This window comes from Glutamicibacter uratoxydans (genome assembly GCF_006539925.1).
GTDB classification, from domain to species: Bacteria; Actinomycetota; Actinomycetes; order Actinomycetales; family Micrococcaceae; genus Glutamicibacter; species Glutamicibacter uratoxydans.
Genome location: NZ_BJNY01000019.1, coordinates 12396 through 38772, shown reverse-complemented (window position 1 = coordinate 38772; position 26377 = coordinate 12396). Strand labels below are relative to the sequence as shown.

Below are 26377 nucleotides of genomic sequence, written 5' to 3'. Positions count from 1 at the left end.
ACTTAGTGGTTCAGCAATTCTTCAAGAACTATCGCCAAGCCGTCGTCGTCAACACCCTCGGTCACCGCGTCGGCAACTTCCTTGACCTCCTCGGGAGCCTGGCCCATAGCAACACCCATGGCGGCCCACTGCAGCATCTCGATGTCGTTGCGGCCATCGCCCACGGCCAGCGTGTCCGCCGCGTCGAACTTCAGCACCGTGCGAAGGCGCTCCAGGCCGCTGGCCTTGGTGGTTCCCTCTGCGGCAATGTCCAGCCAAGCGGTCCAGCCAACCGAGTAGGTCACGCCAGACAGCCCCAGCCCCTGAACCGCTCTGCCAAAGTCCTCCGCGGTCGCATCGGTGGAGAAGACCACCACGCGCACTGCCTTGCTGTTGACAAGTTCTTCGAAATCTACGACCTGGGATTCGGCGCCGAAGCTGGCATCGGTAAAGACATCGCTGGACAGGAATTCTCCGCGCTCATTCTCCAAGGCGTATTTGGCGGTCGGCAGCGAACGCCACAGCGCCGCCAGGGCAAGCGACGGGTCGAACACTTCGCGGTGGATGACCTGAACGTCATCACCCTGCACCTTGGCCAGCACTCCGCCATTGCTGGCGACGACGTAGCCGTGCTCGATGCCCAGCTCCCGGACGATGGGCAGGGCGGCGCCGAGGGAGCGTCCGGTGGAAATCACCACCTCGTGCCCACGCCACACGATTTCACGGGCTGCTTCGCGCACCCGCGGGCTCATCACGCCCTGGTGGTCGACGATGGTGCCGTCGACGTCGAGGCAGATCATCAGTTTCCGCTTGGTCAGCCGGTCGTCGTTGCCGGTCTTAGTTAATACAGTCATGTTTCCAGTGAACCATCACCGGCTGAATTTAGCGATGACACAAAGCACAAGGACAGGTGAACTGCCGATAAACAAACAAGCCGGCCCGAAGGCCGGCGTGTTCGTCTACTTCAGGACTTCAAGTCCACCGAGGTAAGGCTGCAAGGCCTTCGGCACGTTGACGGTGCCGTCGGCATTCTGGTGGGTTTCCAGAATCGCAACGATCCAGCGGGTGGTGGCAAGGGTGCCGTTCAGGGTTGCCACCGAACGGGTCTTGCCCGGCTTGCCGTCGACGATCTCGCGTTCGCGGATGTTCAGGCGGCGCGCCTGGAAGGTGGTGCAGTTGGAGGTCGAGGTCAGCTCGCGGAAGGTCTCCTGGGTTGGAACCCACGCCTCGCAGTCGAACTTGCGGGCGGCGCTCATGCCCAGGTCGCCGGCGGCGGTGTCGATCACGCGGTAGGCCAGCTCCATGCGACCGAGCATGTCCTCTTCCATGGCCAGCAGCTTCTCATGCTCTGCCTCGGCGTTCTCCACGCTGGTGTAGATGAACATCTCCAGCTTGTTGAACTGGTGCACGCGGATGATGCCGCGGGTGTCCTTGCCGGCCGAACCGGCTTCGCGGCGGTAGCAGGAGGACCAGCCGGCGTAGCGGATCGGGCCCTCGGACAGGTCCATGATCTCATTGGCGTGGTAGCCGGCCAGGGCGACCTCGGAGGTGCCAACCAGGTACAGGTCGTCGCGCTCCAGCTTGTAGATTTCGTCGTCGTGCTCGACGTCGAAGCCGGTGCCCTGCATGGTTTCCGGGCGCACCAGGGTCGGGGTGATCATCGGGATGAAGCCGTGCTCCATGGCCACGTCAAGCGCCATGTTCATCATCGCGATTTCCAAGCGGGCGCCGATGCCCTTGAGGAAGTAGAAGCGGGATCCGGAGACCTTGGCACCGCGTTCCATGTCAATGGCGTCCAGCTTTTCCGCGATCTGCAGGTGGTCCAGCGGCTCAAAGCCCTCGGCCTTGAAGTCGCGCGGGGTGCCCACGTGCTTGACGACGGCGAAGTCGTCCTCGCCGCCGGCCGGAATGCCGTCGATGATCAGGTTCGGAATGGAGCGCTGCAGCGCCACGGACTTCGCACCTGCCTCGTCGGCGGCCGCCTGCGCGGACTTGACCGACGCGGCGAGTTCCTTGACCTCTGCCAGCAGCGCGGTGCGCTCCTCGCCCTTGGCCTGGCCGACCTTCTTGGAGAACGCGTTCTGCTCTGCGCGCAGGCGTTCGAAGGTGGCGATGGTTTCGCGACGCGCCGTGTCAGCTTCGATGAGCTGGTCAATCAGCGACTCGTCGGCACCGCGCGCGCGTTGCGAGGCGCGGTACAAATCCGGATTTTCGGTGAGCATTTTCAGGTCGATCACATGTTAAGGGTAGCAACCATGAGTACGATGAGAGCACTATGCAGACAAATCGAGCAATCATTTTCTCTGCCGCGGCCGCAGCAGCCGCCGTCGCGGCGACCAGCTGGTACTCGGTGCGCAAGCTATCTGTGCCCGGAAAGCCGCTGAGCAAGCCAGCGGAATCAGTGGTCCAGTCCGAGCCCGCCAAGATCGCGCTGATCGTCAATCCTTCCAAGTCACGCGGTGATGAAGCCGAAGAGGCAATCATCCGCGTCTGCTCCGAGGCGGGGCTTGAAGCGCCGCTGATTCTGCATACGACCCCTGAGAACGCGGGGCAGGATGCGGCCCGCGAGGCGCTGGATGCAGGCTGCGACACGGTCGTCGCCGCAGGAGGCGACGGCACGATCCGCGCGGTGGCAGAAGTGCTCGAAGGCAGCGAAGCCACGCTTGGCATCATCCCCTTGGGCACCGGCAACCTGCTGGCGCGCAATGTGGAAGTGCCACTGGACGACCTGCATACGGCCGCCTTGGTCGCCGCCCGCGGCACCGTGCGGCGCGTCGATGTGGGCCACATGAAGCTGCACCTGCTGGATGGCACGGAAGCAGACCATGCGTTTTTGGTGATTGCCGGTGTGGGTACCGACGCCGACCTCTTCGACGACACCGACGAAGAGCTGAAGTCGAAGGTCGGCTGGCTGGCCTACTCGGAAGCCGGCCTGCGCCAGCTGCCGGGGCGCCGCAAGCGCGTGCATTTCAAGCTTTCCGGAGACTCCCAATGGCAGACCCGCAAGGTTCGCTCGGTGTTATTTGCCAACTGCGGCAAGCTACAGGGCCTTGACTTCGTGCCCGATGCGAAGATCGACGACGGCCTGCTCGATGCCGTCGTCCTCTCCCCGCGTTCGGCCGCTGGATGGAGCTGGATCTTCTTGAAAACCGCGTTCCGCGCGAAGAATAAGATCCCGGTAATGAGCTTCTACCAGACCAGCGGGGTATCCCTGCGCTGCGCCGAGCCGATGAACACGCAGATCGACGGGGACCCCACCGGCCAGGTCAACGAGCTCGAGGTATCGGTGAACCCCGGCTCGCTGCGCCTGCGCACTCCCTAGAGCCGGTCGCGCAGCGACTGGATCCAGCCGCGGGCGTCGATGAAAGCCTCATCGGAGTTGTGCGTGTCGATGAACGGGGCCGCGCCCTGGGCCGCCGGATAGGAGCCCAGGAAGCGAAGCTCCGGGCACAGCCGGTGCAGGCCCGACAGGGCGGCGGCAACGCGCTCCTCCCCTACGTGGCCCTCGACGTCCACGGAGAAGAAGTACTTCCCCAGGCCTTCGCCGGTGGGACGCGACTCGATGCGCGACAGGTTCACGCCGCGCGCGGTGAACTGCTCCAAGATGCCCATCAGCGCACCGGGGCGGTCCTCCGCCAGCGGAAGGATCAGCGTTGACTTGTCCACGCCGGTCATCGCTGGGATCTTGCCTTCGGTCGTCACCAGGATGAAGCGGGTGACCGCGCCGAGGTTGTCTTCCACCCCGCGCACCAGCACCTTCAGGCCGCGCTCTTCGGCAACCAGCGGGCTGCAGATCGCCGCGTCGTGATGCTGCTCGGGATCCAAGAGCCCCAGCGCGCCGGCCGCGGTGGAGGATGCAGGCGAGAATACCGCACCGGGAATATTAGCTTCCGCCCACAGGCGGCACTGGGCCCAGGCATGCCCGTGGGTTGACACCTGCTTGATCTGGCTCAGGTCCTCAATGCCTTCACGCACCGCAAGCACAAAGGTGATCGGCACCAGGATCTCCGCAATGATCTGCAGGGACTGCCCGGTGGCAATGGAGTCCAAGGTTGCCGAGACGCCGCCCTCCACCGAGTTCTCGATGGGGACCACTGCCGCGTCGACATCGCCGTCGCGCACCATGGACAAGGCTACGTTCACATTCGCCGCGGGGATGCGCTCGGCGTCGGCGGCCCCTTCGACCTGCAGCAATGCCGCTTCGGTGAAGGTTCCCGAGGGGCCTAGATAGGCATATTTCATCGGACGGCTGGTTCCTGGCCGTTTTCCGATTCCATCGGCAGCTTGGCCTCGATCCATGCGTCCGAACCGCCGGCGATGTTGAAAGCGGTGTAGCCCATGCCGGTCAGCCAGGCGGCGGCCTGCGCCGAACGCCCGCCGGTGCGGCAGATGACATAGGTGTCGACATCTGGATCCAGCTCCGATACGCGCTCCGGCAGGGTGCCCAAAACGATGTGGGTTGCTCCGGCCGCGTGGCCTGCTTCCCACTCGAAGTCTTCGCGCACATCCAGAATGAAGGCGTCCTTGGGCACGTCGGTCACTGATACGGTCTCGAAATCGCTCATGGTTGGCGTTCCTCTCCAATTGGGTGTTTGCTTTTAAGACTAGTCATTTCCTGCGTCGAAAGCCGACATGTTGCCCCAAAGCGCCCTGATATTGCGCGACCAGCTGGCCAGTGGAGAAGTCTCCAGCCGCGAAGCCACCGAGCACTACCTGAACCGGATCGCCGATCAGCGCGAGCTCGGCGCATTTGTGCACGTGGCCGAGAATGCCATGGACGCCGCGGCGCGGGCCGACGAGGCTTTCGCCAAAGACCCTGCGGCGATCGGCAGGCTGCATGGCATGCCCACGGCATTCAAGGACCTGAACGACGTGGCTGGCATGCCAACCACCTTCGGTTCGGCCGCGGTCGAGCACAAGACCGCGCTGCGGGACCACTCGCTGGTTGCCCAGCTGCGCAGCGAGGGCGTGGTGATCCTGGGCAAGACCCAGGTACCCGAGTTCGGGCTGAGCAGCTACTCAGAGAACCTCGTCGCCGCCCCCTCGCGCAATCCGCTGGATCCCGCGCGCTCCTCCGGCGGCTCTTCGGGCGGACAGGCGGCCGCCGTAGCCGCCGGCATGATCCCTTTCGGCCCCGGTTCCGACGGCGGAGGATCTGTGCGCATTCCCGCGGCCGCGTGCGGACTGGTGGGGCTCAAGCCATCGCTGGGCCGCGTTCCCAGCGATGTCATCGAAGGGTTCTCCGACTCCTTTGGAGCGCCGAAGCTGACCGTGTCGGGCCCCTTGGCCGCAAATGCCTTGGATGCGGCCCTGCTCATGGATGCCATGCGCGGGGTGGATGAATATCTGCCGCTGCTGCGCTCGGGATTTGCCGAGCAGCTTTCGGGATTAAAGATCGGCTACAGCGCCCATTCGCCCTTCGAGTCCGCCTATGACATCAGCTTGGACCAGGCAGCGCGAGAGGCCTTCGAGGCCGGAAAGAAGCTGCTGACCCAACGGCATCACCTGCTTCCGGCCAAGTTGAACTACGCCAGCGACTACCCTGAGACCTTTGCCGCCGTCTGGACCAACGGCCTCAAGGACCTGCCGCTGGATGACGAGTCCAAGCTTGGCGTGCTGGCCCAGGATTTCCGGCGGCGCGCCCAGCGGCGCAGCATCTCAGAAAGCGAACAGGCTGCGAGTCGGATGCGGCAGATCGCCGCCGACTTCGTCACCCAGTGGTCGGCCTACGACGTGGTCCTCACCCCGGCCCTCGCCTCGGTCCCGCCGCTGCTGGGGCACTATACCCAAGGCTCGGCGGATCGCGATTATATGTTGCAGTGCCAGTACTCCCCCTTCAGCTCCATGGTGAACGTCGCCTCAGTGGCCGCAATTACTGTACCTGTCAGTACCACTAAAGAGGGGTTTGTCATGGGAATTCAGCTGATTTCACCCCGTTCCAACGAGGGCATGCTGCTTGCTTTAGCGTCACAGATCTCAATGTGAGCTTTCCTACATAAGTAGGTAATCACGTAGAGAAAAGCGAAAAATATTACGTATGTCTACTGCAACATCGAGCACCCAAAGCACGGGAAAGACCTTTTTCGGTCACCCGAGAGCGCTCGCAAACCTGTTCAGCGTGGAAATGTGGGAGCGCTTCAGCTTCTACGGCATGCAGGGTTTGCTGGCCTACTACATGTACTACTCCGCCACTGAAGGCGGCCTGGGCATGGACAAGACCTTGGCCTTGTCCCTGGTCGGCGCCTACGGCGGCGCCGTGTACCTGTCCACCATCCTGGGTGCTTGGCTCTCCGACCGCCTCTTCGGCTCGGAGCGCGTGCTGTTCTTCTCAGCCATCGGCATCATGGCCGGCCACGTGGCCCTGGCCCTGATTCCGGGCTTCGTCGGCCTGATCCTCGGCCTGGTCTTGATCGCCGTCGGGTCCGGCGGCTTGAAGGCGAACGCTACCGCCCTGGTCGGCTCCCTGTACTCCAAGGAAGATCCGCGCATTGACGCCGGCTTCTCCATCTTCTACATGGGCGTGAACATCGGCGGCCTGGTCGGCCCGCTGCTGACCGGCTGGCTGCAGGTTAACTTCGGCTTCCACGTCGGCTTCGGCGCAGCAGCCGTGGGCATGGCCATCGGCCTGAGCATCTACACCGCTGGCCGCAAGAACCTGCCGGAGTCGGCAGGCATCCCGAACAACCCGCTGCCTGCCGATGAGCGCAAGCGCTACGTGGTCATCTTCGCCGCCGTGATCGTTCTGATCATTGCAGCATTCGCCACCGGCATCGTCACCCCGGCAAACTTGGCCAGCACCCTGGCCTACGTGGTGATCGCGGCTTCTATCGTGTACTTCACCCTGATCCTGCGCAGCAAGAAGGTAGACGCCACCGAGCGCAAGCACGTCCTGGCCTTCATTCCGTTCTACATCGGCTCGGCGGCTTTCTGGGCACTGTTCCAGCAGCAGTTCACCTTCATCGCCGCCTACTCGGATGCTCGACTGGACCGCACCATCGGCAACTGGGAAATGCCGCCGAGCTGGGTCACTTCGATCAACCCGATCTTCATCATCATCTTCGCTGGCGTCTTCGCGGCCATGTGGACCAAGCTGGGCAAGCGCCAGCCGGCTACCGGCATCAAGTTCGGCCTGGCGCTGATCGTGGTGGGCATCGCGTTCCTCTCCTTCATTCCACTGGAATCCTTCGAGAAGACCCCGCTGCTGGCGCTGGTCGGCATCCTGCTGCTGTGCACCTTCGCTGAGCTGCTGCTCTCCCCTGTGGGCCAGGCAGTGGCCACCAAGCTGGCGCCAGCCGCCTTCGGCACCCAGATGATCGCACTGTTCTTCCTGTCGATCTCGCTGGGCACCACCCTGTCGGGCGTGCTCGCCGGCTACTACACCGAGGGCAATGAGATCGCATACTTCATCGGCATGGGCGGCACCGCCGCCATCCTGGGCGTGGCAATGATGGCCGCTACCCCAGCGCTGAAGAAGCTCATGGGTTCGGTCCGCTAGGACTTCCCGTGCAGGCGGCCCCTTCGGGGGCCGCCTGTTTGTTTAACCGGGAAATCAGCGAAGGACCAGCAGTTCGCCGATCTCGCAGTCAAGCGCCTGGCAGATAGCCACCAGGGTGCTGAAGCGGATGGCTTTGGCTCGGTCGTTCTTGAGCACCGAGAGGTTGACGACCGAAACATCGACCAGCTCGCTGAGCTGAACCACAGTCATGTTTCTGGCCGCCAGCAGCTCCGATAATCTGCAGTGGACATTGCGTAGCTGCACGTCTATACCAATCCATCCGTATCTGCCTTCAGTGTTTCATTCTGCCGAGCCAGCTGCATGCCGGAGCTGATCAGCTCCACCACGACGAGAATCGCCAATGCAGTGAACAACGGCGCAAATTCGAAGTTGACGCTGAAGCTGGGGATGGGCCACGGAGAATCAGTCGGAAAATTTTGATCGCCCAAGGATGCGTATGAGAATCCGTTGACCCTTAACGTTTCCTCTCCAACCCGTGCGCTACCGATTCCGATCAGTATCTGCCCGATAAGGCCGCCGAAGGCTACTGCTGTGGCAGCGAGGTGTCCCGAACGACGCAGGGCCCTGTCAAAAGGCGAACCAGCGAGCAGCTTGGTACAAAGCATGATGACCGAGCCCAGAACAGCGATCGTTCCCAGCGTGGAGACTAGCATGCCTGATATGAGCAGGAAGCGGGATGCGAAGCTCAGGTGCGAGGCAGTAACCATGACCGAGGTGATCTTGCCTTCCACCAAATCCCCGTGGTCGGGCACGACATCGGTGACATTAGGGAACTGCGGCCAGTAGGGTTCCACCGGGACCTCAACGGTGATCTGCTCATTAGATACCAAGGTGGCAATATTCGGCACTACCGCGATGAGCATAATTCCCATTCCCGCCCAAGCGGCGATGCGGGCGACCGCGACTGCGCTTGACACCGAGCGGCCCGAATACCTGGATCGCAGAAATAAAATACCCACGATCAGGAGCATCGGGATGGCAACGAACACCAACAGTGAGGTAAAGACAAAAGACATCACAAACCTATCGATAGTCGTTAATAACGATTATCGATAAGATAGCACCCGGTGCCCCGCCGATCTAGGCGTAGCTCAAGTCCTCGTAGTAATAGTCGTTGAAAGACTCGGGAACGAAGTAGATCAGCCAGGCGAAAAAGGCGATCACCAGCAGCCACAACGCCAGCGCCGCCCAGGAACAAATAAGTCCAGCCAGGGACAGCCCGCGGGACGCCGGTTCGCGGCGGTATCCGAGGTGGCCGGTAATGATTCCTGCCAGCGGAACTAGAATGAGAATGCCGAACCCCAGCATTGAAAGAATGCCAAGCACCAATGACGCCACCGACAATCCATTAGATTCAGGCGGCCGCTGGTAATAGTTTGGAGGGTAAGGATAGTAGCTCATCACCACCCATTGTTCTATGAGCTTGCAAAAAACGCACCATCGACGAGAGGTACGCAGTGGCACACGAACGGGCAGGCCAACCGGCCCAGGAATCCGACCTGATCGATCTCCAGGAGGTGCTCGACGCCTACAGTGCGATCATTCCCTCCACCGAGAATCCAGATCAGGCAGTGGTCTTCGGTACCTCGGGACACCGCGGAACTTCCCTGAACGGCACCTTCAACGAAGCCCACATTGCCGCCATCACCCAGGCCGTCGTCGACTACCGCACTGCTGCAGGCATCACCGGGCCCATGTACGTCGGCAAGGACAGCCATGCGCTCTCCGAGCCCGCCTACCGCACCGTGCTTGAAGTATTGGCCGGCAACAGCGTGCAGGTGCTGGCCGAAGACGGGCTGACTCCTACTCCGGCGCTGAGCCATGCAATCCTCGTACACAACGCGGCCGGCGGAGAGCTGGCCGACGGCCTGATCATCACCCCCTCGCACAACCCGCCCACTGATGGCGGCATCAAATACAACCCGCCGCACGGCGGCCCGGCAGAATCCGAGATCACCGACCCCATCGCCGCCCGCGCCAACGAGCTGCTGGGCAGCGCAGAGATCAAACGCGGCGAGCCGAACGCCCAGCCATTCGACTTCCGCGAACTGTACATCACCGACCTGGCGCAGGTCATCGATTTTCCGGCCATCGCGGCCTCGGGAATTTCCATTGGGGCCGACCCGCTGGGCGGGGCCTCGGTGCACTACTGGGGAGAAATCGGCCGCCGCTATGGGCTGAACCTGCACGTAGTCAACGACCAGGTCGATCCACGATTCAGCTTCATGACGCTGGATAAGGACGGCAAGATCCGCATGGACTGCTCCTCTGCCCACGCCATGGCATCACTGGTATCCAACCGGGACAAGTACGATATCGCCACCGGCAACGACGCGGATGCCGACCGCCATGGCATCGTCACCCCTGATGGAGGGCTGATGAACCCGAACCACTTCTTGGCAGTTGCCATCGACTACCTGCTGACCCACCGTCCGCAGTGGCCTGCCGATGCCAAGGTCGGCAAGACCCTGGTGTCCTCGGTGCTCATCGACCGCGTGGTCGCAGCCCACGGGCGCGAGCTGCTGGAAGTGCCTGTCGGATTCAAGTACTTCGTCGCGCCGCTGGCATCTGGCAGGGTCGGCTTCTGCGGCGAGGAATCCGCCGGCGCCAGCTTCCTGGACTTCGCAGGCAGGGCTTTCAGCACCGACAAGGACGGCCTGATGCTGGCGCTGCTAGCCAGTGAGATCCGCGCAGTGACAGGCAAGAGCCCTAGCCAGATCCACGCCGAACTGGTGGCGGCGCACGGCGGCAGCTTCTACGACCGCTTCGACGCGCCTGCCGGCCGCGAGCAAAAGGCGGTCCTCGGCAAGCTCGACCCGTCGATGGTCAGCGCCACCGAGCTCGCCGGAGATCCAATCACCGCCAAGGCCACCGAAGCATCGGGGTTCGCCATCGGCGGCTTGAAGGTCTCCAGCGATCACGCCTGGTTCGCAGCCCGCCCGTCGGGCACCGAGGACATCTACAAGATCTACGCAGAATCAACAAAATCACCCGAACATCTGCAGCAGGTGCTGGCAGAGGCCCGGGTGATTGTGGATGCGGCGCTGAACGCCTAGTGCAGCTCGGCCGTCCAAGGATCGACCTTCACGGCTGGCTGCTTTCGGGTAGCCAGCCAGTGGCCCAGCCAGAGCAGCAGGAAGATCGGTAGGCCGATGTAGCTGGAGACGACCTCCATGACCCGCCCGTCGATCACCGCCTGGTAGTTTTGGCCGGCGATGACGACGATCAGGATCACGAACGCCAGGATTGGGCCCAGCGGGAACAGCGGCGCCTTATATGGCAGCGCCTTGAGGTCTTGGCCGCTGGCTATGTACTGCTTGCGGAATTGATAGTGGCACACGGCAATGCCGATCCACGCAATGAAACCGGAAAGCCCGGAGACGTTCAAGAGCCAGGTGTAGGCTGCGCCCTGGCCGATGATTGCCGTGAGGAATCCAAAAAGTCCTACTGAAGCGGTCATCAGCATTGCCGGGACCGGAACGCCTCGGCGGTTGAGGCGGCCGAAGATCTTCGGCGCCTTGCCATCGAGCGCCATTGAATAAAGCATGCGTGCTGAGGCATATAGGCCCGAGTTGCCGGCTGAAAGGATCGCCGAGAGGATCACGGCGTTCATGAGCGCGGCGGCGAAGGCAATGCCTGCACGCTCGAAGACCAGCGTGAACGGCGAGGTGGCGATGTCGGTGGCTTCGGCCGACAGCAGCGAGGGATCGGTGTAGGGAATCAGCATGCCGATGACGAAGATGGCGCCGATGTAGAAGAGCATGATGCGCCAGAAGATCGCCTTGATGGCCTTGGGGATATCCCGCTTCGGGTTTTCAGCCTCGCCAGCGGCGACGCCGACCAGCTCGGTTCCCTGGAAGGAGAAGCCGGCGATCATGAAGACCGAAACGATCGACAACCAGCCGCCGACCACTGGAGCTTCGCCCGTGGTCCAGTTGCTGAATCCAGGCGAGGTGCCGCCGATGATGCCGAAGATCATCGCTACGCCGCAGACCAGGAACACGATGACGGTAACGACCTTGATCATTGCCAGCCAGTACTCGCCTTCGCCGTAGGCCTTGGCCGACAGGGCATTCAGGCCGGTCAGCAGGGCGAGGAATACCGCCGCCCAGATCCAGCTTGGAACGTCGGGGAACCAGTAGGACATCACGATTCCGGCCGCGACGAGTTCCGCGGCAACGGTGATCGCCCAGTTGAACCAGTAGTTCCAGCCGATGGCAAAGCCGAAGTGGCGGTTGACGAAGACCGTTGCATAGGTCTGGAAGGAACCTGCCACCGGCAGCCTTGCGCTCATCTCTCCCAGCGACTGCATCAGCAGCAGAACCATGAGGCCGATCAGCGCATAGGCGATCAGCGAACCGCCGGGGCCCGCTTCGGAGATGGTGCCGCCCGAGGCGACGAATAGTCCGGTGCCGATCGACCCGCCGATCGCAATCATTTGCAAGTGGCGGGCCTTGAGACCACGCTTCAGGCCGTCTTGAGACGGTGCGGGCTCGCTCATGCGTTACATCTCCTGATGCTTAGAAAAAATTCAACCTTTCAATCCAAGCACCCTGACAAGCCCAAACGCTATGAAGCGCGCTACAGTAAGCGATCAATAATCTTTCGCTTAGCCCAAGAATATGGAGGATATATCGCGCTCAGGGTGTCAACAACCGTAGTTTTGCTCAGTTCCGCCCGGTTCTGCGAAAGCCTGTCGAAGCCATGCTTGCCGTGGTAGGAGCCCATCCCGCTGGCCCCGACCCCGCCAAACGGCAGGGATGGAACGATCATTTGGGCCAGCGGCGCGTTGTGGACAATCGACCCGGCGCGCACCCTGTCGGAGAAGATCGACTGCAGGCGCGGGCTTTCACTCATCAGGTAGGCGGCCAGCGGGGTTGGCCGGGCAGCGATGAACTCCAGCGCTTCCTCAAAGTTGGCGACCTCGATGACGGGGAGGATCGGCCCGAAGATCTCCTCCTGCATCAGAGTTCCCTCAAGGTCGACATTGCGCATGATCGTCGGGGCGATGCGCAGGGACTGCTCGTCGTATTCTCCGCCATGCACCACCTCGCCCTGTTCAAGCATCGCCAGCAGGCGGTCGAAGTGCCGCCGACTGATGATCCTGCCCAGATCCTGGTGGGTCAGCGGATCCTTGCCGTAGAAGCTGGTGATCGCCTGGGCCAGGCGGTCGATCAGGGGCTTGGAGTCGCCGATGCACAGTACATAGTCAGGTGCCACGCAGGTCTGGCCGACGTTCATGAACTTTGCGTAGGCCAGACGCTTTGCGGTGGCCGGAAGGTGGTTGTCCACCACCGCCGGCGACTTGCCGCCGAGCTCCAGGGTGACCGGGGTCAGGTGCTTGGCAGCCGCCATGGCGACGACCTTCGCCACCTTTTCGCCGCCGGTGAAGAAGATATGGTCCCAGCGTTCTGCCAGCAGGGTCGTGGCGGTATCCACGCCGCCCTCGATCACTGCGTAGACGCGCCGGTCCAGGTACAGCGGCAGGAACTTCGCCAGGGAGCCGGAGGTGGCAGGTGCGATCTCCGAAGGCTTGAGCACCGCGGCATTTCCGGCGGCAATCGCCGCGACCAGCGGGGCAAGCATCAGCTGCAGCGGGTAGTTCCACGGGCCGATGATCAGCACGACGCCCAGGGGGCGCGGCTCGACCTTCGCCATGGCCGGCTGCAGGGCCAGCGGCACCTTTACGCTGTCGCTGTCCATCCATTCGGCGAGGTGGCGCTGGGCGTAGTCGATTTCCGCGCGCACCACGTCAACCTCGGAGAACTTCGCTTCGGTGGGTCCCTTGCCGAGGTCCTCTTCCAGCGCTTCGAGGAATTCCTGCAGATGCTCGTCGAGCATCTTCTCCAGCCCGCGCAGCTGCTGGGCGCGGAAGCGGCGCGGGTGGGTGATGCGGGAGTCCGCAGATTGGCGCAGGTTCTCCAAAGTGGCGGCGATATTCGACGGATGCTCATCCACCGGCGGAGCTGAATCGCCGACGGGCTCGGGCAGCGGATTGGAAGTAAACAGACCCATGTCTCGAGACTACGGCAACTGCCCGAAAGGAGTGTGTGCGAAACAGCCTTTTCTTTGTATCAATCAATTGATACATTAACGGCTATGTCGGAACTATCAGCAAGCGCCCTCGGACTGGCCATCATGGCAGGGGTCGCCTATCTTTGGCTGCGCGCCGTCGCGGGCAATCGGCGAGCGCCCGCCTTGGACCGCGCCAAGTCGCACTCGTTTTGGTGTGCGCTGATCGCATTCTTCGCCAGTACCTCGGGCCAAGGCACCCCGCTATGGAGCACCGAGGATGCGCAGACGACAGCTGTCGGGATATGGCTGGCGGCGCTGGGACCGGCATTGTGGATGGGCGCAATTTATTTGATTGGTTCGTACAGCTGGCCCCGGGAGCTCAAGAGCGTCCGCAGCGCTTCGCTAGAACCTCGCTCGCTGTCCACGCCAATGCCGCGCAGCCTTTTGGCAACGGTAGCTGTGATTGCCCTGCTTGCCTGCGGCGGGTTGTGGTTCGTCTACGGCCAGCTGGGCGCCGCGCCCACGCCGGCCCTGGAGATCGTCACTTCCCAGAGCACCGAGTATGTTGATGCCACGGGTGGAAGGATCAGCGGGGAGCAGGCGTCAGGCTACTTCGCCGTGTCCATTGCTTCGGTGCTTTTAGCCGCGCTGGCAGCCTCGGTGGCCATCCTGCGCCGGCCGCCGCTGGAAGGCTTGAGCCATCATGACAACCAGGTGCTGCGCTCGGTGTGGTTGAACCGCCTGCTGCGCATGTCAGGCTATCTACTGGCTGTCATTCTGGGCAGCATGTCCCAGTACAGCGCGGCCGCTTCCGGCAATGAAAATACTCCGGCGGCAACCAATCTGCTGCTCCTTGGAATTTCGCTGCTGATGTTCTTCTGGGCACCCAAGGCTCAGTTCGACGCGGAGGCCCAAAGCACGCAGTACTCCGCCTTCGGCAGGGCCCGGGAGTTCCAGTTGGCGGTGGTATTCGTTACCACCCTTACGGCAATCCTGGTCTTCTACATCACCCAGGTCAGCTGGGAGCATGACATCGAATCAGATGCTTGGGACAGCGTTGCCGGCCGCAACGCGGAGCCGATCATGCTCAGCATGATGACGGTGGTCCTTTTCTATCTGGCGGCAGGCGCCGGGTTCGCGCTCTACGCGCATCTGCGAGCAGGAAAAAGCCGTGCGCTGCCGCGGATGAGCCGGCCGCTGCCGGCGTATGTCTACGCTGTTGCAGGCATCGTCAGCACCTGCGGCATCTATCTGGCGTTCTTCCCTTGGCAGAGCGCGGACTCGCACCTGCTGATGGCGTCCGCTGAAATCCCGGCGCTTGTCATCCTTACGATCATCCTCGCCTCGCTGGCCGCCATCTGGTGGGCCCGAAATTGCGCGGTGCCGTGGAAGATCAACGAGCGCGAAGAGATCTGGTGCCGGCAGGTCATGGAGCTGCGCATCCTCCGCACCTCCAGCGCCGCGCTGCTGGCAATGCCCAGCTGGGCCTATGACCTGGGTCCGGTGCCGATGGCCGCCGCCGTGATCGTCCTGTGCATCCCGGCCATGGTGGTGCTGGAGCAGCCCAAGGCTTCGCTGCCGAACTGGCAGGCTGCATGAGCGCCCAGATCACGCTGGACCTCGATTCGGCACTGCCTCCCTATGAGCAGATCCGCGCGCAGGTCGCGGCGCTGATCTCCCTGGGCGAACTTCCTGCCGGAGCCAAGCTGCCCACGGTGCGCGCCCTGGCCACGGACCTCGGCGTAGCCGCCGGAACCGTCGCCCGCGCCTACAAGGAACTGGAGGCCGAGGGACTGATTTCCTCGCGCCGGCGCGCAGGCACGGTGGTCAACGACGTGGCGGTGCAGCAGGCGTTCGACGAAGACCTGGTGCAGGCGGTGGACCGGGTCTGGGAGCTGGCAGGCAGACTGGGCGTGGATGCGGCAACGGTGAAGGCGCTGGTTGAGCGCAGGGCGCGTTCATGAAGTTGGCCTTGGGCACTGAAACTGCGTAACCTCGGGACTAGTGACACGGGGTGTCGGAGACGCCGACTGAGATGAGACCCGTTGAACCTGAACTAGGTCAAGCTAGCGGAGGGATGTCGCATGACACTGCCTAACGTTGCCCAAAACTTCCGGCAGCAATCGCCACTGGTGTTCTGTTTAACGAACGCCGTGGTCACCAACTTCACCGCCAATGTCCTGCTGGCAGCGGGAGCCGCCCCGGCAATGACAAACCTGCCCGGCGAAGCAGGGCCCTTCGCATCGGTTGCCTCGGCGCTGCTGGTCAATCTGGGCACCCCCACCACCGAACAGCTAACCGCCATGCGCGAAGCTGTAGATTCGGCGAGCGCCGCAGGCACCCCGTGGGTCTTGGACCCGGTGGCGGTGGGCGCGCTGCCGGTGCGCACCGAATTCGCCAAGCAGATCGTCGGCCAGCGGCCTACGCTGATCCGCGGGAACGCCTCGGAGATTTTGGCGCTGGCTGGCTGGGATTCCACCGGCCGCGGCGTGGATTCGCAGGACAGCGTGGATACTGCCATCGCCGCTGGGCGCGAGCTGGCGCGCAAGCATGGGTCCGTGGTCGCGATTTCCGGCGAGGCCGACGCAATCATCGACGCGGAGCGCACCACACTGGTGCACACCAACGGCATCGGCCTGACCAAAGTGACCGGCGGCGGCTGCGCGCTGGGCGCCTTCTGCGCCGGCATGCTTGCGGTGCACGAGGATCCATTTGAAGCCGCCGTGGCGGCCCACGGCTTCTACGGGCTGGCCGCCGAAAAGGCGCTGGCCAACAGCGGCGGGCCGGGCAGCTTTGCCGTGGCCTTCCTTGACGCCTTGGCGGCCACCGAGCCGCACGAACTTGAAGAACTGAATTATGAGGAGCTACCCCATGCGTGATCTCGGAGCCTACCTGGTTGCCAACACCGCCAGCTGCACCCCGCGCAGCACCCTGGAAGTCATCGAAGGCGCCGTGGCCGGCGGGATCCAGTGGATCCAGCTGCGTGCCAAGGATGAGACCGCCCGCGAATTCTATGAGCTGGCCCTGGCGGCGGCCAGGTTGACCGAGGGCAAGGCGGAACTGCTGATCAACGACCGCATCGACGTCTACCTGGCGGCCAAGGCCGCAGGCGCCGCGGTGACCGGCGTGCACATCGGCCAGAAGGACCTGCCGGTGCGGGTGGCCCGCCAGATCATCGGCGACGGGATCCTGGGCCTGAGCGCTTCCAGCCGCGAAAACATCGAGCAGGCGAACCTGGACGCCGAGGTCATCGACTACCTGGGCGTGGGAGCGGTGCGCGCCACCCCGACCAAGAAGGACCACCCGACCCCGCTGGGCCTTGACGGCTTTGCCCTGCGCACCACCTGGACGCAGCTTCCCTGCGTGGCCATCGGCGCGGTCACCGCGGAGGATGCCGGAGCCATCCGTTCCGGCGGCGGCGCAGGGCTGGCGGTAGTCCGCGCGATCTGCCAGGCCGAAGATCCGCAGGCCGCCAGCGCACAGCTGGTCGCCGCCTGGGAGGCGGCCAAGTGAACATCCTTTCCATCGCCGGTTCGGACCCTTCGGGCGGAGCCGGAATCCAGGCTGATTTGAAGGCCATCGCTGCCAACGGCGGCTACGGCATGGCTGTCATCACGGCACTGACGGCGCAGAACACCCGGGGCGTGAGCGGGGTGCAGGCCATCAGCGGGGACTTCGTCACCGCGCAGCTTGAGGCGATCAGCGCGGATGTGCGCGTGGACGCGGTGAAGATCGGCATGCTCGCCAACCAGGAGATCATCAACGCGGTGGCGGCTTGGCTGGACACCGTCGATGCCCCGGTGGTGCTGGATCCTGTCATGGTGGCCACCAGCGGCGACCGGCTGCTGGAAGATGCCGCCGCGCTGCGCCCGCTGCTTGACCGCGCCGCGGTGATCACCCCGAACATCATCGAGCTGGCGGCGCTGCTGGGCACTGAACCGGCAGGCGAATGGGCCGGCGTACTTGAGCAGGCGCAGCGCCTGGCGCAGGAGCACGACGTGCTGGTGCTGGCCAAGGGCGGGCACCTTGCAGGAGAAGACTGCCCGGATGCGCTGGTCTCGACCTCCGAGGTGCTGGCTGAATTCAGCGCACCGCGCGTTGCCACGAAGAACACCCACGGCACCGGCTGCACCCTGTCCAGCGCGATTGCCACCCGCTTTGCCGCCACCGGCGACTGGGCGCAGGCACTGGAAGAGGCGAAAAGCTATCTGCACCGCGCCATCGCCGGGGCAGATGCCCTTCAGGTGGGCGGCGGACACGGCCCGGTGAACCACTTTGTGGACTTCTTCGGCGCCGGGGATCCGATGGATGCCTGGTGGGAGGACATCGCCGGCCTGCGCGCAGGGATCGACGATCTTGAATTCATCGTGCAGCTGGCCGACGGCAGCCTGGATCGGGCGAAGTTCGACTATTACCTAGCCCAAGACGCCCTGTATCTGCAGCACTATGCGCAGGTGCTCGCGCAGGCAAGCACGCTGGCCCCGGAACTGGATTCCCAGCGCTTCTGGGCCAAGGGCGCCGGGGAGATCCTGGAGGGAGAGCTGCAGCTTCACCGCAGCCACCTGGTGGAGGGGCAGGCGAATCCGTCGGCCACTACCTTGAACTACGTGAACCACCTGCACGCGAGCAATGCCAGCTACGGCGAACTGATCGCCGCGATCCTGCCCTGCTACTGGCTGTACCAGGACATCGGCAACCGCTTGGCGGCGGCGAACCATGAGGCCCACCCGTACAACGACTGGCTGGCCACCTATGCCGATCCGGGCTTCGACGAAGCCACGGCGCAGGCCAAGGACATGGTGCGCCAGGCCTACCGGTTGGCGGACCCGGCGCAGCGCGAGCGCATGCGGGCCGCGTTCATCCGGTCCAGCGAGCATGAGCTTGCATTCTTCGCGCAGGCGCATGGCAGCGAGTAGAATTCTCTAGGCCCAAAAACGCGTCGGGCCGGTATCTGGAGGATTTCATGAGTTGGAGCATTCACGGCAACGGCAAAACCATCACCCCCGGTGAGGTCGTCGCCCCGGATGAGCGCCTGCACTGGCCGCAGACCATTTCGATCGGCAGCCAGCACATCCTGGCGATGTTCGGCTCCAGCATCCTGGTTCCGACGCTGACCGGCTTCCCGGTGACCACCACGCTGTTGTTCACCGGCGTGGCAACGATCATCTTCCTGCTGATCACCAAGAACAAGGTCCCCAGCTACCTGGGCTCCTCCTTCGCGCTGATCTCCCCGGTGATCGCAGCAACCAAGGGCCATGACATGTCCGCCGCGCTGGGCGGCATAGTGATGACCGGCGCGCTGCTGTTCATCGTGGGCGTGGTGGTGCAGAAAACCGGCACCGGCTGGATCCACCGGCTCATGCCGCCGGTGGTCATGGGCACCATCGTGGCGCTGATCGGCCTGAATCTGGCCGGCGCGACGCTGGAGCCGATGAAGAAGTTCCCTGCCACCACCTTCCTGACGGTGATCGTCACGGTGCTGGCCACCGTGGTGTTCAAGGGCATGCTCGGGCGACTGTCCATCCTGGTGGGCCTGGTGCTCGGCTATGTCATCGCACTGCTCCAGGGCCAGGTGGACTTCGCGCCGCTGGCCAAGGCCGCATGGTTCGGCCTGCCGACCTTCAACACCCCGAGCTTCCACCTGGACACTGCGCTGATGTTCCTGCCCGCGGTGTTCGTGCTGATCGCGGAGAACATCGGGCACGTGCGCACCGTGGGCGTGATGACCGGCAAGGACCTGTCCGAATTCAACGGGCGCGCCCTGATGGCCGACGGCGCGGCCACCGTCGTTGCAGGTCTGGGTGGCGGCTCGGCCACCACCACCTATGCGGAGAACATCGGCGTCATGGCCGCCTCGCGCGTCTACTCCACCGCCGCCTACTGGGTGGCGGCGATCGTCGCCATGCTGCTGGCCTTCATGCCGAAGGTGGGCGCGTTGATCGGCACCATCCCGCCGGGCGTCATCGGCGGCCTGGGCATCGTGCTCTACGGCATGATCGGCATCGTCGGCGCCCGACTGTGGATTGAGGCGAAGGTCGACTTCGGCAACCCGATCAACCTGATGACCGCCGGCACCGGACTGATCATCGCGATCGCCGTGACCAGCGAGATCAGCTTCGGCCAGTTCCAGCTGGGCGGCATCGCCCTGGGCTCGATCGCCACCCTGGTGGTCTTCCATTTGATGAGCATCGCGGCGAAGCTGCGCGGCAATGATTTTTCACAGACGACGCACTAGGCATTTCTGATCTGATCAGGCGGCGGCGGGCCCAGGCCCGCCGCCGCTGTTGTTTAACGAAAAAACAGTATTGTAAGGATGGTTTCCAAAATTGATTCCCTCCGCTACGATAGGCAACTGTGACTGCGATAACATCTGACGGAAAGATTTCCGCGCGACTCATCTTCATTGCCCTGGGTGCGGCCCTGGGCGGATTCGTCTTCGGCTACGACTCCTCGATCGTCAACGGAACAGTTGATGCCGTGGAGGCGGAGTTCTCACTGAGCGCCGTGGCCATCGGCTTCACCGTGTCCTGCGCACTGCTCGGCGCGGCCCTCGGCGCCTGGGTGGCAGGCATGGTCTCCGAACGCGTGGGCCGAGTGCGTACCATGCTCATCGCCTCCATCCTGCTGCTGGTCTCGGCCCTGGGCTGCGGGCTGTGCTTCGGCCCGGGCGATCTGATCTTCTGGCGCATCATCGGTGGCATCGGCGTAGGCTTCGCCTCGGTGATCGCGCCGGCCTACATCGCGGAGATCTCCTCGTCGGAGCACCGCGGACGCTTGGGCTCCATGCAGCAGATGGCCATCGTCCTTGGCATCTTCGTCGCATTCCTCGTCTCGGCGCTGCTGGTCTACGTGATGGGTTCGGCAGATGCCACGGGCTTGTTCGGCCTGGCCGCCTGGCGCTGGATGTACCTGTCGCTGTCGGTGCCGGCCATCTTCTACGGCCTGATGGCCCTGCGCCTTCCGGAATCTCCCCGCTATCTGGTGGAACGCGGACGCTTTGTCGACGCCGCGCTGATCCTGACCCGCGACATGGGCATGGAGCCGGGCGAATCCACCGAAGCGAAGATCGAAGAGATCCGCGCCACCGTGCATGTCGAACGCCGCCAGCGCTTGAGCGATCTGCTGGGCAAGTTCGGCTTCCACCCATTGGTATGGACCGGCATTCTGCTCTCAGTGTTCCAGCAGTTCGTGGGCATCAACGTCATCTTCTACTACTCGACCACGCTGTGGAAGTCGGTGGGCTTCACCGAGTCGGACTCCTTCACCATCTCGCTGATCACCTCCGTGATCAACGTGGTCGCCACGGTCATCGCAGTGCTGCTCATCGACGTGCTGGGACGCAAGGCGCTGCTGATGATCGGCTCGATCATCATGACCCTGTCGCTGGGCACGATGGCCCTGTCCTTCGCCCAGGCCGTCACCGTCGATGGGGCGCTGACCCTGCCGGGCTCCTGGGGCATGGTCGCGCTGGTCGCCGCAAACCTCTTCGTGATCGGCTTCGGCGCCACCTGGGGACCGGTCGTCTGGGTGCTGCTTGGCGAGATCTTCCCGAACTCCATCCGCGCCTTGGCTCTGGGCGTCGCAGCCTCGGCCCAGTGGATTGCCAACTTCGTGGTCTCAACGTCCTTCCCGGCGCTGGCTGAGGCTGGACTAGCACTGGCCTATGGCATCTATGCCTTCTTCGCACTGCTCTCGCTGATCTTCGTGATCTTCATGATCCGCGAAACCAAGGGGCGCACCCTGGAGGAGATGAAGCTGTAGGCTTCTCGGCCCTTCAACTAGAAAAGTTCTGCCAGATCATCCTGGCAGAACTTTTTGTCTAATGATTCAAAGGGACTTGCGTCGGCCGTCGAAAGATCAAATTGATAATATTTCTTAGTGGCGACTTTGCTCTGAGCTGTTCCTGATCAACCTTATCCAACGCAGAAATCAGATCCTTGAGCGCAGCCTGAACCTCAGGATCTGCGTAAACATTTGGATCCTTGTTGTCGTCCATCGCTACTCCCTCATTAAACCTAGGGGCCTTCTTTTAGTTTAGCTCCGTTGTTTTCAACTTGGCCGATCAATTTCTCGGCAATTATTCTGAAAAGCTCACGATCACTGTGGTCAGAGATCGGGGTGCTCCTGCGAAGCAATATCTTCCCTTGAGGATTCTCATTGCCAAGATGCGCAAGAATCAATGTACCTACAATGACTTCGTCTTTCTTTTCTGAAGTAATCAGATCGATCGAGTATTGGATCCTGCGCCACCATTCTGCTTTTTGATCAGCTTTCCGCTTCTGGCTCCATCCCAACAGCCCTGTAGCAAGGGCTGCCGATCCCACGATCAGAGTCGCTAGCGGGGCAGGCATTTCCTGAACTATCCATACCAGCGGTGCAGAAAATGACGTGAGCATCCAGTCGATGTCTGCTTTCAGCTCGCCCTCATGCGCAGACCAATGAACCGCCACCGACAATGCCGCAAAAGCGGCAAGCCAGAAGCCGAGCCATTGGACCGCGCGCTTGAGGGCGGCACCCGCGGGCTGTGGATTGGAAGCCATGCAGGCATGGTATCCACAAATCAGATCTCGGGTTTCTGGTTATCCACAGACCTACCAGGCCTTGGTGGGGATCTCCGCTCCAACCTCCTGCTGCAGGGAAAGGACATGTTCCAAGGTCGGGCGTCCTTCACGACGCGGTCCCTGGTCGTCCAAGGGCACGCTGATGGTCTCATCCACCGGCAGGTCGACCTGCACACCGCGCACCCACACCGGGCGGGAGTGCGGACCGCGCAGGGTGAACTCAATGCTGCGCGGCAGAATTTTCACCTGGATCCGAGTGCCATGCCATGCCAGCTTGAAGCTCATGGAACCCCACTGGTCAGGAAGCCGCGGGTCGAAGCACAGCCTGTCATCGTCATCGCGCAGCCCGGCGAAGCCGTAGACCAGCGCCGACCAGACGCCGCCGGTGGAAGCCACATGGACGCCGTCGGACGTGTTGCTATGCAGGTCTTCAAGATCCACGTTCAGCGCATGCTCGAAGTACTCCCATGCAAGATCCCGGTAGCCGACCTCGGCGGCGAGGATCGACTGCACGGTGGCAGACAGCGTCGAGTCTCCGGTAGTCAGCGGGTCGTAGTAGTTGAAGTCCGCAAGCTTCTGCTCGTGGGTGAAATCAGATGAGCGAAGCCATAGGGCAAGCACCGTGTCCGCCTGCTTGATGACCTGGAAACGGTAGATCACCAGCGGGTGGTAGTGAAGCAGCAGCGGGCGCTTGTCGGGTCCGGTGTTTGCCAGGTCCCAGACCTCGCGGTTCAGGAAATGCTCGTCCTGGGGATGGATTCCCACGGTTTCCGAGTACGGGATATGCATGCAGGCGGCGGCCTTGTCCCATTCTTCCAGCTCTTGGGCATCAAGCTGCAGCTCAGTGGCCAGCTGCTTATAGTCCCGCGGATGGCGCTGTGCGAATTCCCGCAGCAATCGGGCGCTGCGCTGCAGGTTGAAGCGCGCCATCACGTTGGTGTAGACATTGTCGTTGACCACAGCCGTGTACTCATCCGGGCCTGTCACCCCGTAGATGTGGAAGCGTTCGCTGCTGCCGCTGCCGCGCCAGAAGCCCAGCGAAACCCACATGCGCGCAGTACCCACCAGGATGGCGGCGCCGCCGGCAATCAGGAATTCGTCGTCCTCCACCGCGGTGAGGTAGCGGTTCATCGAATACACCACGTCGGCGTTGATGTGATACTGCGCGGTGCCCGCCGGGTAGTAGGCGCTGGCTTCTTCCCCGTTGATGGTGCGCCACGGGAAGAGCAGGCCTGCCTCGTTCATAATGTGTGCGCGGCGCCGGGCCGCCGGAATCATGGAGACCCTTGCCCGCAGGGTATTTCGCGCCCACTGCGGATTTGTATAGGTCAAGAACGGCATCACGTAGATCTCTGTGTCCCAGAAATAGTGACCCGAGTAGCCGTTGCCGCTGACACCCTTGGCGCTGATGCCCAGCCCATCGGCCCGTGCAGAAGCCTGGGCCAGCTGGAAGAGGTTCCAACGGATCTTGCGCTGCAGCAGCTTGTCGCGGCTTTCCACCACCACGTCGCTGCGCTTCCAATACTCTTTCATGAAGTCGCGCTGGGTGCGGAAGTGCTCGTCGATGCCGCGCGGCACCAAATGTCCCAGTGCGCGAGTGGATCGCTTGAGCATCTCCTGGGCCGGGTGACGCCGCGAGCAGTGGTACACGGCGAACTTTGCAACGCGCAGCCCTTGGGAGGCCTCCAAGCGGACGCTGGTGATCTCTTCGGCGCGGTCCTCGGCCACGGTGCGGTTGATCTCCACTTGGGGGTTGCCGCCGCCGGTGGTGCTGACCTGGTGTTCTACCATCGCAGCCACGCTCATGCCCGAGCCTGCAACGTCATAGGAAATGCCCATCCGGGCGCCCTGCTGGGTGTGGCCGGCGGGAGTCAGCGGGTTCTTGCTTGACTCCTCGGCCTTGCGCGGATCGAAGCCGGGACCGGTCTCATCAAGCTGTTCCGGGGTAGCCACCGGGCGTTGGGAGCGGTAGCCGATGATTGCAGACTGCACGAGCACATGGGCCGGGGCATCGAGCAGCCGCACATGCAGGTCCTGCACCGCCAGGTGGCGGTCGGTGAAGGAAATCATGGTGCGGGCGGTGACCGCCACGCGGTGGCCTTCGGCGGTGCGCCACAGGGTGGTGGCGATCAGCGCGCCTTCGCGGAAGTCCAGCCTCAGGTCATCGCGCAGCATCTCGGTGCGGCCGATTTCCAGCGCCTCGTCGTTGATGAACACGCGCAGGGTGCGGAAGTCAGGGGCGCAGATCATGGTCTGCCCGGTTTCGGCCAGGCCGAAGGCGCCCTCCGCATGGCGGATCTGCCAGGTCTCATGCAGGCCGTTGATGAAGCTGCCGCCCACCTGCTCCCCCAGCCCGACCTGCGCCGAACGAGCCCCGAGGAAGCCATTGCCCAGGGAGAAGACCGTGTCCTGAGCACCGGTTTCATCGCGGCTGCCCGAGCGAGTGATCGACCAGGAATCATATTCCCAGGCATCGGCGGCTTCCGCGGAAACCAGCTCGCCCAAGTCTTCGACAACGAAGTGGGCCCCGGCGTCCATCAGGTCCTCGGCGTTGTCTTCGCGGGCCACGCCCACCACTTTGAAGCCTCCTGCCCGCGCTGCAGACACGCCGCTGGAGGCATCTTCGATGACCACGCATTCCTCGGGGCGCCAGCCGAGGTCCTGCGCCGTGGCGGTGAAGGTATCCGGGGCCGGCTTGCCCGGCAGCTGCCGGGCGGTGGCCTCGGTGCCGCTCATGATGACGGGAATCAACGGCAGCAGGCCGGAGGCCGCCAGCACCGCACGGGCATTGCGCGATGATGAAACCACTGCGACATCCAGCCCGGCATCCAGCACCTGGTGAAGATATGCCAGGGACCCGGCATAAGGTTCAATGCCGTCGCGCTCCAACACGCTGGTGAAGACACTGTTTTTCAGGTTTCCCAGCGCGCAGATGGAGCCATAGCCCGGGTCATCGCTGGGGCTGCCGAAGGGCAGCGAGATATTGCGCGATTCAAGCACCGCCGCCACCCCGTCGTAGCGGGGCCGGCCGTCCAACAGGGTGAAGTAGTCGTCGACTGTATATCCGGGAACATCCGGGTGCTTCTGCGCAAAAAAGCCGCTGAAAAGTTCCTGCCAGGCAACACGGTGCAGCAGTGCCGTAGGCGTCAGGACGCCGTCGAGGTCGAAAAGCACGGCCTTGTAGTCACGGTGCCGGTAGTGGGGGCGAAAAGCGTTCACGATCGAAATCCTTCGATAGAAAAGAGCAAATACTGGCCGTAGTCCCTACGGTAGCAACTGAACGCATTTGCTTTCGCATACTACGATAAGGGTGTGGCTCAGTGGATAGATGTATGGAATAGCGATGACTGGCGTGAAGCGGCCGCCGAGTGGATCGACCAGGCCTGCAGCGCCTACGGCATTTCAAGGGTTGGCGGCCCCGACTTTTGGCCTGCCGACCTGCACCAGATTTCAGCAATTGTCCATACCGACGCGGCAGACCTGATTTTCAGCGCCGCCGCGCCAGGTCTTGCCTCCGAAGCGGCGGCAACGGTCAAAGCCGGCGAACTAATTCCCGACAAGGTAGTCATGCCATTGGCCATCGACCGCATGGCCGGCTACATGCTCAGCCCCGATTTCGGGCATACCCTTGCCGATCTGGGCGACACCGTTGAAACCTGGGAGCTTGCGCTGGCCTCGCTCGGCTCGTTCCAGGTGGCGCTGATGGGACACGAGGAGGACTTCTTCGATTCGGGCGTTACCGTGGTGGACCCGCAGTTCCTCCCGGAGCAGTTCGAGCAGGCGCTCATGCTCCACGTGTCTCTGGATCCGTCCCACCCGCTGTATCTTGATCCCTCGCGTGCTGATTCCCTGGTCGCCCACATCGACAGGCTCAATACGGCGGCCCAGGCGTTGCATGCGGGGCCAGTGCCGCTGAGCCTCGAACACGGCGCCTTTGATCTTGCCCAGGTGGTGGTCCCGGCAGAAACCGGCGTGCACGGTCGAATTTTGAACCTTGGATCCGCCCATTGGGCGCACCCCTTCTCATCGCTGGCGGTGCCATTGGCTGCGATGTGCGAAGCCTGGGACTGCAGCATGGACGACGAACGCGTCATGCGAGTCCTCGCGGCCTACCTCGGCGAGTTCGCTGCCTATGGAACCCCCGATGAGCTCTACAGCCTGATCGATCCCGCGGTCTTCGTGGCTTCCTTGTCGCAGCATGAAACCTGGCTGCGCCTGCTGCTGGACGCCGACGACGAGCAGCTGGCCGCCCACTCGCAGCTGGTCCTCGACACGCTGGCCTTGGGCTAGGCGCGCGAATAATTGT

At 63.1% G+C, this 26377-nt stretch carries 24 protein-coding genes and 1 riboswitch; of the genes, 12 read left to right on the top strand and 12 right to left on the bottom strand.

The features are described 5' to 3' along the window. Positions 1-2: 2 nt before the first annotated feature. Complete coding sequence (locus AUR04nite_RS14690) at positions 3-833, bottom strand: HAD family hydrolase (RefSeq protein ID WP_141366460.1); 831 nt, start codon at positions 831-833, stop codon at positions 3-5. A gap of 105 nt (positions 834-938) precedes the next feature. Beyond that, positions 939-2216, bottom strand: a complete 1278-nt coding sequence (serS, locus tag AUR04nite_RS14685; protein ID WP_141366458.1) for a serine--tRNA ligase — start codon at positions 2214-2216, stop codon at positions 939-941. A 38-nt stretch (positions 2217-2254) separates the two neighbouring features. Here serS and AUR04nite_RS14680 point away from each other — a divergent pair, with 38 nt between their 5' ends. Beyond that, on the top strand, positions 2255-3301 hold the full coding sequence (locus AUR04nite_RS14680; protein ID WP_141366456.1) for a diacylglycerol/lipid kinase family protein: 1047 nt from the start codon (positions 2255-2257) through the stop codon (positions 3299-3301). Here the strand turns inward: AUR04nite_RS14680 and pheA are convergent. Further along, complete coding sequence (gene pheA, locus AUR04nite_RS14675; protein WP_141366454.1) at positions 3298-4221, bottom strand: prephenate dehydratase; 924 nt, start codon at positions 4219-4221, stop codon at positions 3298-3300. The two genes, AUR04nite_RS14680 and pheA, sit on opposite strands and share 4 nt — an antisense overlap. Beyond that, a complete protein-coding gene (locus AUR04nite_RS14670) occupies positions 4218-4544 on the bottom strand; it encodes a rhodanese-like domain-containing protein (RefSeq protein ID WP_141366452.1) in 327 nt (108 codons plus the stop codon). The genes pheA and AUR04nite_RS14670 overlap by 4 nt, the downstream gene beginning before the upstream one ends. 67 nt (positions 4545-4611) lie before the next feature. Between AUR04nite_RS14670 and AUR04nite_RS14665 the strand changes: the two genes are divergently transcribed. Together AUR04nite_RS14665 and AUR04nite_RS14660 are read left to right on the top strand one after the other, a co-directional pair. Then, a complete protein-coding gene (locus AUR04nite_RS14665) occupies positions 4612-5964 on the top strand; it encodes an amidase (RefSeq protein WP_141366450.1) in 1353 nt (450 codons plus the stop codon). A gap of 52 nt (positions 5965-6016) precedes the next feature. After that, the gene (locus tag AUR04nite_RS14660; RefSeq protein WP_141366448.1) at positions 6017-7474 is read left to right on the top strand and encodes a peptide MFS transporter; all 1458 of its coding nucleotides are present in this window, start codon (positions 6017-6019) and stop codon (positions 7472-7474) included. Between the two features lie 54 nt (positions 7475-7528). Here the strand turns inward: AUR04nite_RS14660 and AUR04nite_RS14655 are convergent, their stop codons facing one another. The 3 genes from AUR04nite_RS14655 to AUR04nite_RS14645 all read right to left on the bottom strand — a co-directional run bounded on the left by AUR04nite_RS14655 (position 7529) and on the right by AUR04nite_RS14645 (position 8896). Then, positions 7529-7750 (bottom strand): helix-turn-helix domain-containing protein, encoded by a 222-nt coding sequence (locus AUR04nite_RS14655; protein ID WP_246055549.1) that lies wholly within the window; start codon positions 7748-7750, stop codon positions 7529-7531. After that, complete coding sequence (locus AUR04nite_RS14650) at positions 7741-8454, bottom strand: hypothetical protein (protein ID WP_141366445.1); 714 nt, start codon at positions 8452-8454, stop codon at positions 7741-7743. Before AUR04nite_RS14650 ends, AUR04nite_RS14655 begins: the two co-directional genes overlap by 10 nt. A gap of 121 nt (positions 8455-8575) precedes the next feature. Then, positions 8576-8896, bottom strand: a complete 321-nt coding sequence (locus tag AUR04nite_RS14645; RefSeq protein ID WP_141366443.1) for a DUF4190 domain-containing protein — start codon at positions 8894-8896, stop codon at positions 8576-8578. Positions 8897-8952: 56 nt separating this feature from the next. Between AUR04nite_RS14645 and pgm the strand changes: the two genes are divergently transcribed. Further along, a complete protein-coding gene (gene pgm / locus AUR04nite_RS14640) occupies positions 8953-10551 on the top strand; it encodes a phosphoglucomutase (alpha-D-glucose-1,6-bisphosphate-dependent) (protein WP_141366441.1) in 1599 nt (532 codons plus the stop codon). Here pgm and AUR04nite_RS14635 read toward each other — a convergent pair. Together AUR04nite_RS14635 and AUR04nite_RS14630 are read right to left on the bottom strand one after the other, a co-directional pair. Then, a complete protein-coding gene (locus tag AUR04nite_RS14635; RefSeq protein ID WP_141366439.1) occupies positions 10548-11996 on the bottom strand; it encodes an amino acid permease in 1449 nt (482 codons plus the stop codon). The two genes, pgm and AUR04nite_RS14635, sit on opposite strands and share 4 nt — an antisense overlap. 80 nt (positions 11997-12076) lie before the next feature. Continuing rightward, the gene (locus tag AUR04nite_RS14630) at positions 12077-13510 is read right to left on the bottom strand and encodes an aldehyde dehydrogenase family protein (RefSeq protein WP_141366437.1); all 1434 of its coding nucleotides are present in this window, start codon (positions 13508-13510) and stop codon (positions 12077-12079) included. 84 nt (positions 13511-13594) lie between these two features. On the opposite strand from AUR04nite_RS14630, the gene AUR04nite_RS14625 reads away from it, so the two are divergent. The 7 genes from AUR04nite_RS14625 to AUR04nite_RS14595 all read left to right on the top strand — a co-directional run bounded on the left by AUR04nite_RS14625 (position 13595) and on the right by AUR04nite_RS14595 (position 21271). Then, a complete protein-coding gene (locus AUR04nite_RS14625; RefSeq protein ID WP_141366435.1) occupies positions 13595-15109 on the top strand; it encodes a hypothetical protein in 1515 nt (504 codons plus the stop codon). Further along, positions 15106-15474, top strand: coding sequence for a GntR family transcriptional regulator (locus tag AUR04nite_RS14620; RefSeq protein ID WP_141366433.1), 369 nt, complete (start codon positions 15106-15108; stop codon positions 15472-15474). Before AUR04nite_RS14625 ends, AUR04nite_RS14620 begins: the two co-directional genes overlap by 4 nt. A 36-nt stretch (positions 15475-15510) precedes the next feature. Next, positions 15511-15605, top strand: a riboswitch (TPP riboswitch). Then, entirely contained in the window at positions 15595-16389 is a 795-nt protein-coding gene (gene thiM / locus AUR04nite_RS14615) for a hydroxyethylthiazole kinase (RefSeq protein WP_141366431.1), read from the top strand. It overlaps the preceding riboswitch by 11 nt. Beyond that, on the top strand, positions 16382-17023 hold the full coding sequence (gene thiE / locus AUR04nite_RS14610; RefSeq protein ID WP_141366429.1) for a thiamine phosphate synthase: 642 nt from the start codon (positions 16382-16384) through the stop codon (positions 17021-17023). Before thiM ends, thiE begins: the two co-directional genes overlap by 8 nt. After that, on the top strand, positions 17020-18426 hold the full coding sequence (gene thiD / locus AUR04nite_RS14605) for a bifunctional hydroxymethylpyrimidine kinase/phosphomethylpyrimidine kinase (protein WP_141366427.1): 1407 nt from the start codon (positions 17020-17022) through the stop codon (positions 18424-18426). The genes thiE and thiD overlap by 4 nt, the downstream gene beginning before the upstream one ends. 47 nt (positions 18427-18473) lie before the next feature. Then, a complete protein-coding gene (locus AUR04nite_RS14600) occupies positions 18474-19745 on the top strand; it encodes a uracil-xanthine permease family protein (protein ID WP_141366425.1) in 1272 nt (423 codons plus the stop codon). A gap of 119 nt (positions 19746-19864) precedes the next feature. Continuing rightward, complete coding sequence (locus AUR04nite_RS14595) at positions 19865-21271, top strand: sugar porter family MFS transporter (protein WP_141366423.1); 1407 nt, start codon at positions 19865-19867, stop codon at positions 21269-21271. A gap of 58 nt (positions 21272-21329) precedes the next feature. On the opposite strand, the gene AUR04nite_RS17970 is transcribed toward AUR04nite_RS14595, so the two are convergent. The 3 genes from AUR04nite_RS17970 to AUR04nite_RS14585 are packed head-to-tail and all read right to left on the bottom strand — an operon-like array spanning position 21330 to position 25290. Beyond that, positions 21330-21506, bottom strand: coding sequence for a hypothetical protein (locus tag AUR04nite_RS17970; protein WP_170184226.1), 177 nt, complete (start codon positions 21504-21506; stop codon positions 21330-21332). Between the two features lie 19 nt (positions 21507-21525). Continuing rightward, positions 21526-22050, bottom strand: a complete 525-nt coding sequence (locus AUR04nite_RS14590) for a hypothetical protein (RefSeq protein ID WP_141366422.1) — start codon at positions 22048-22050, stop codon at positions 21526-21528. A gap of 51 nt (positions 22051-22101) precedes the next feature. After that, on the bottom strand, positions 22102-25290 hold the full coding sequence (locus AUR04nite_RS14585) for an HAD-IA family hydrolase (protein WP_141366419.1): 3189 nt from the start codon (positions 25288-25290) through the stop codon (positions 22102-22104). 93 nt (positions 25291-25383) lie between these two features. On the opposite strand from AUR04nite_RS14585, the gene AUR04nite_RS14580 reads away from it, so the two are divergent. Beyond that, a complete protein-coding gene (locus tag AUR04nite_RS14580) occupies positions 25384-26361 on the top strand; it encodes a hypothetical protein (protein ID WP_141366417.1) in 978 nt (325 codons plus the stop codon). Positions 26362-26377 lie beyond the last annotated feature (16 nt).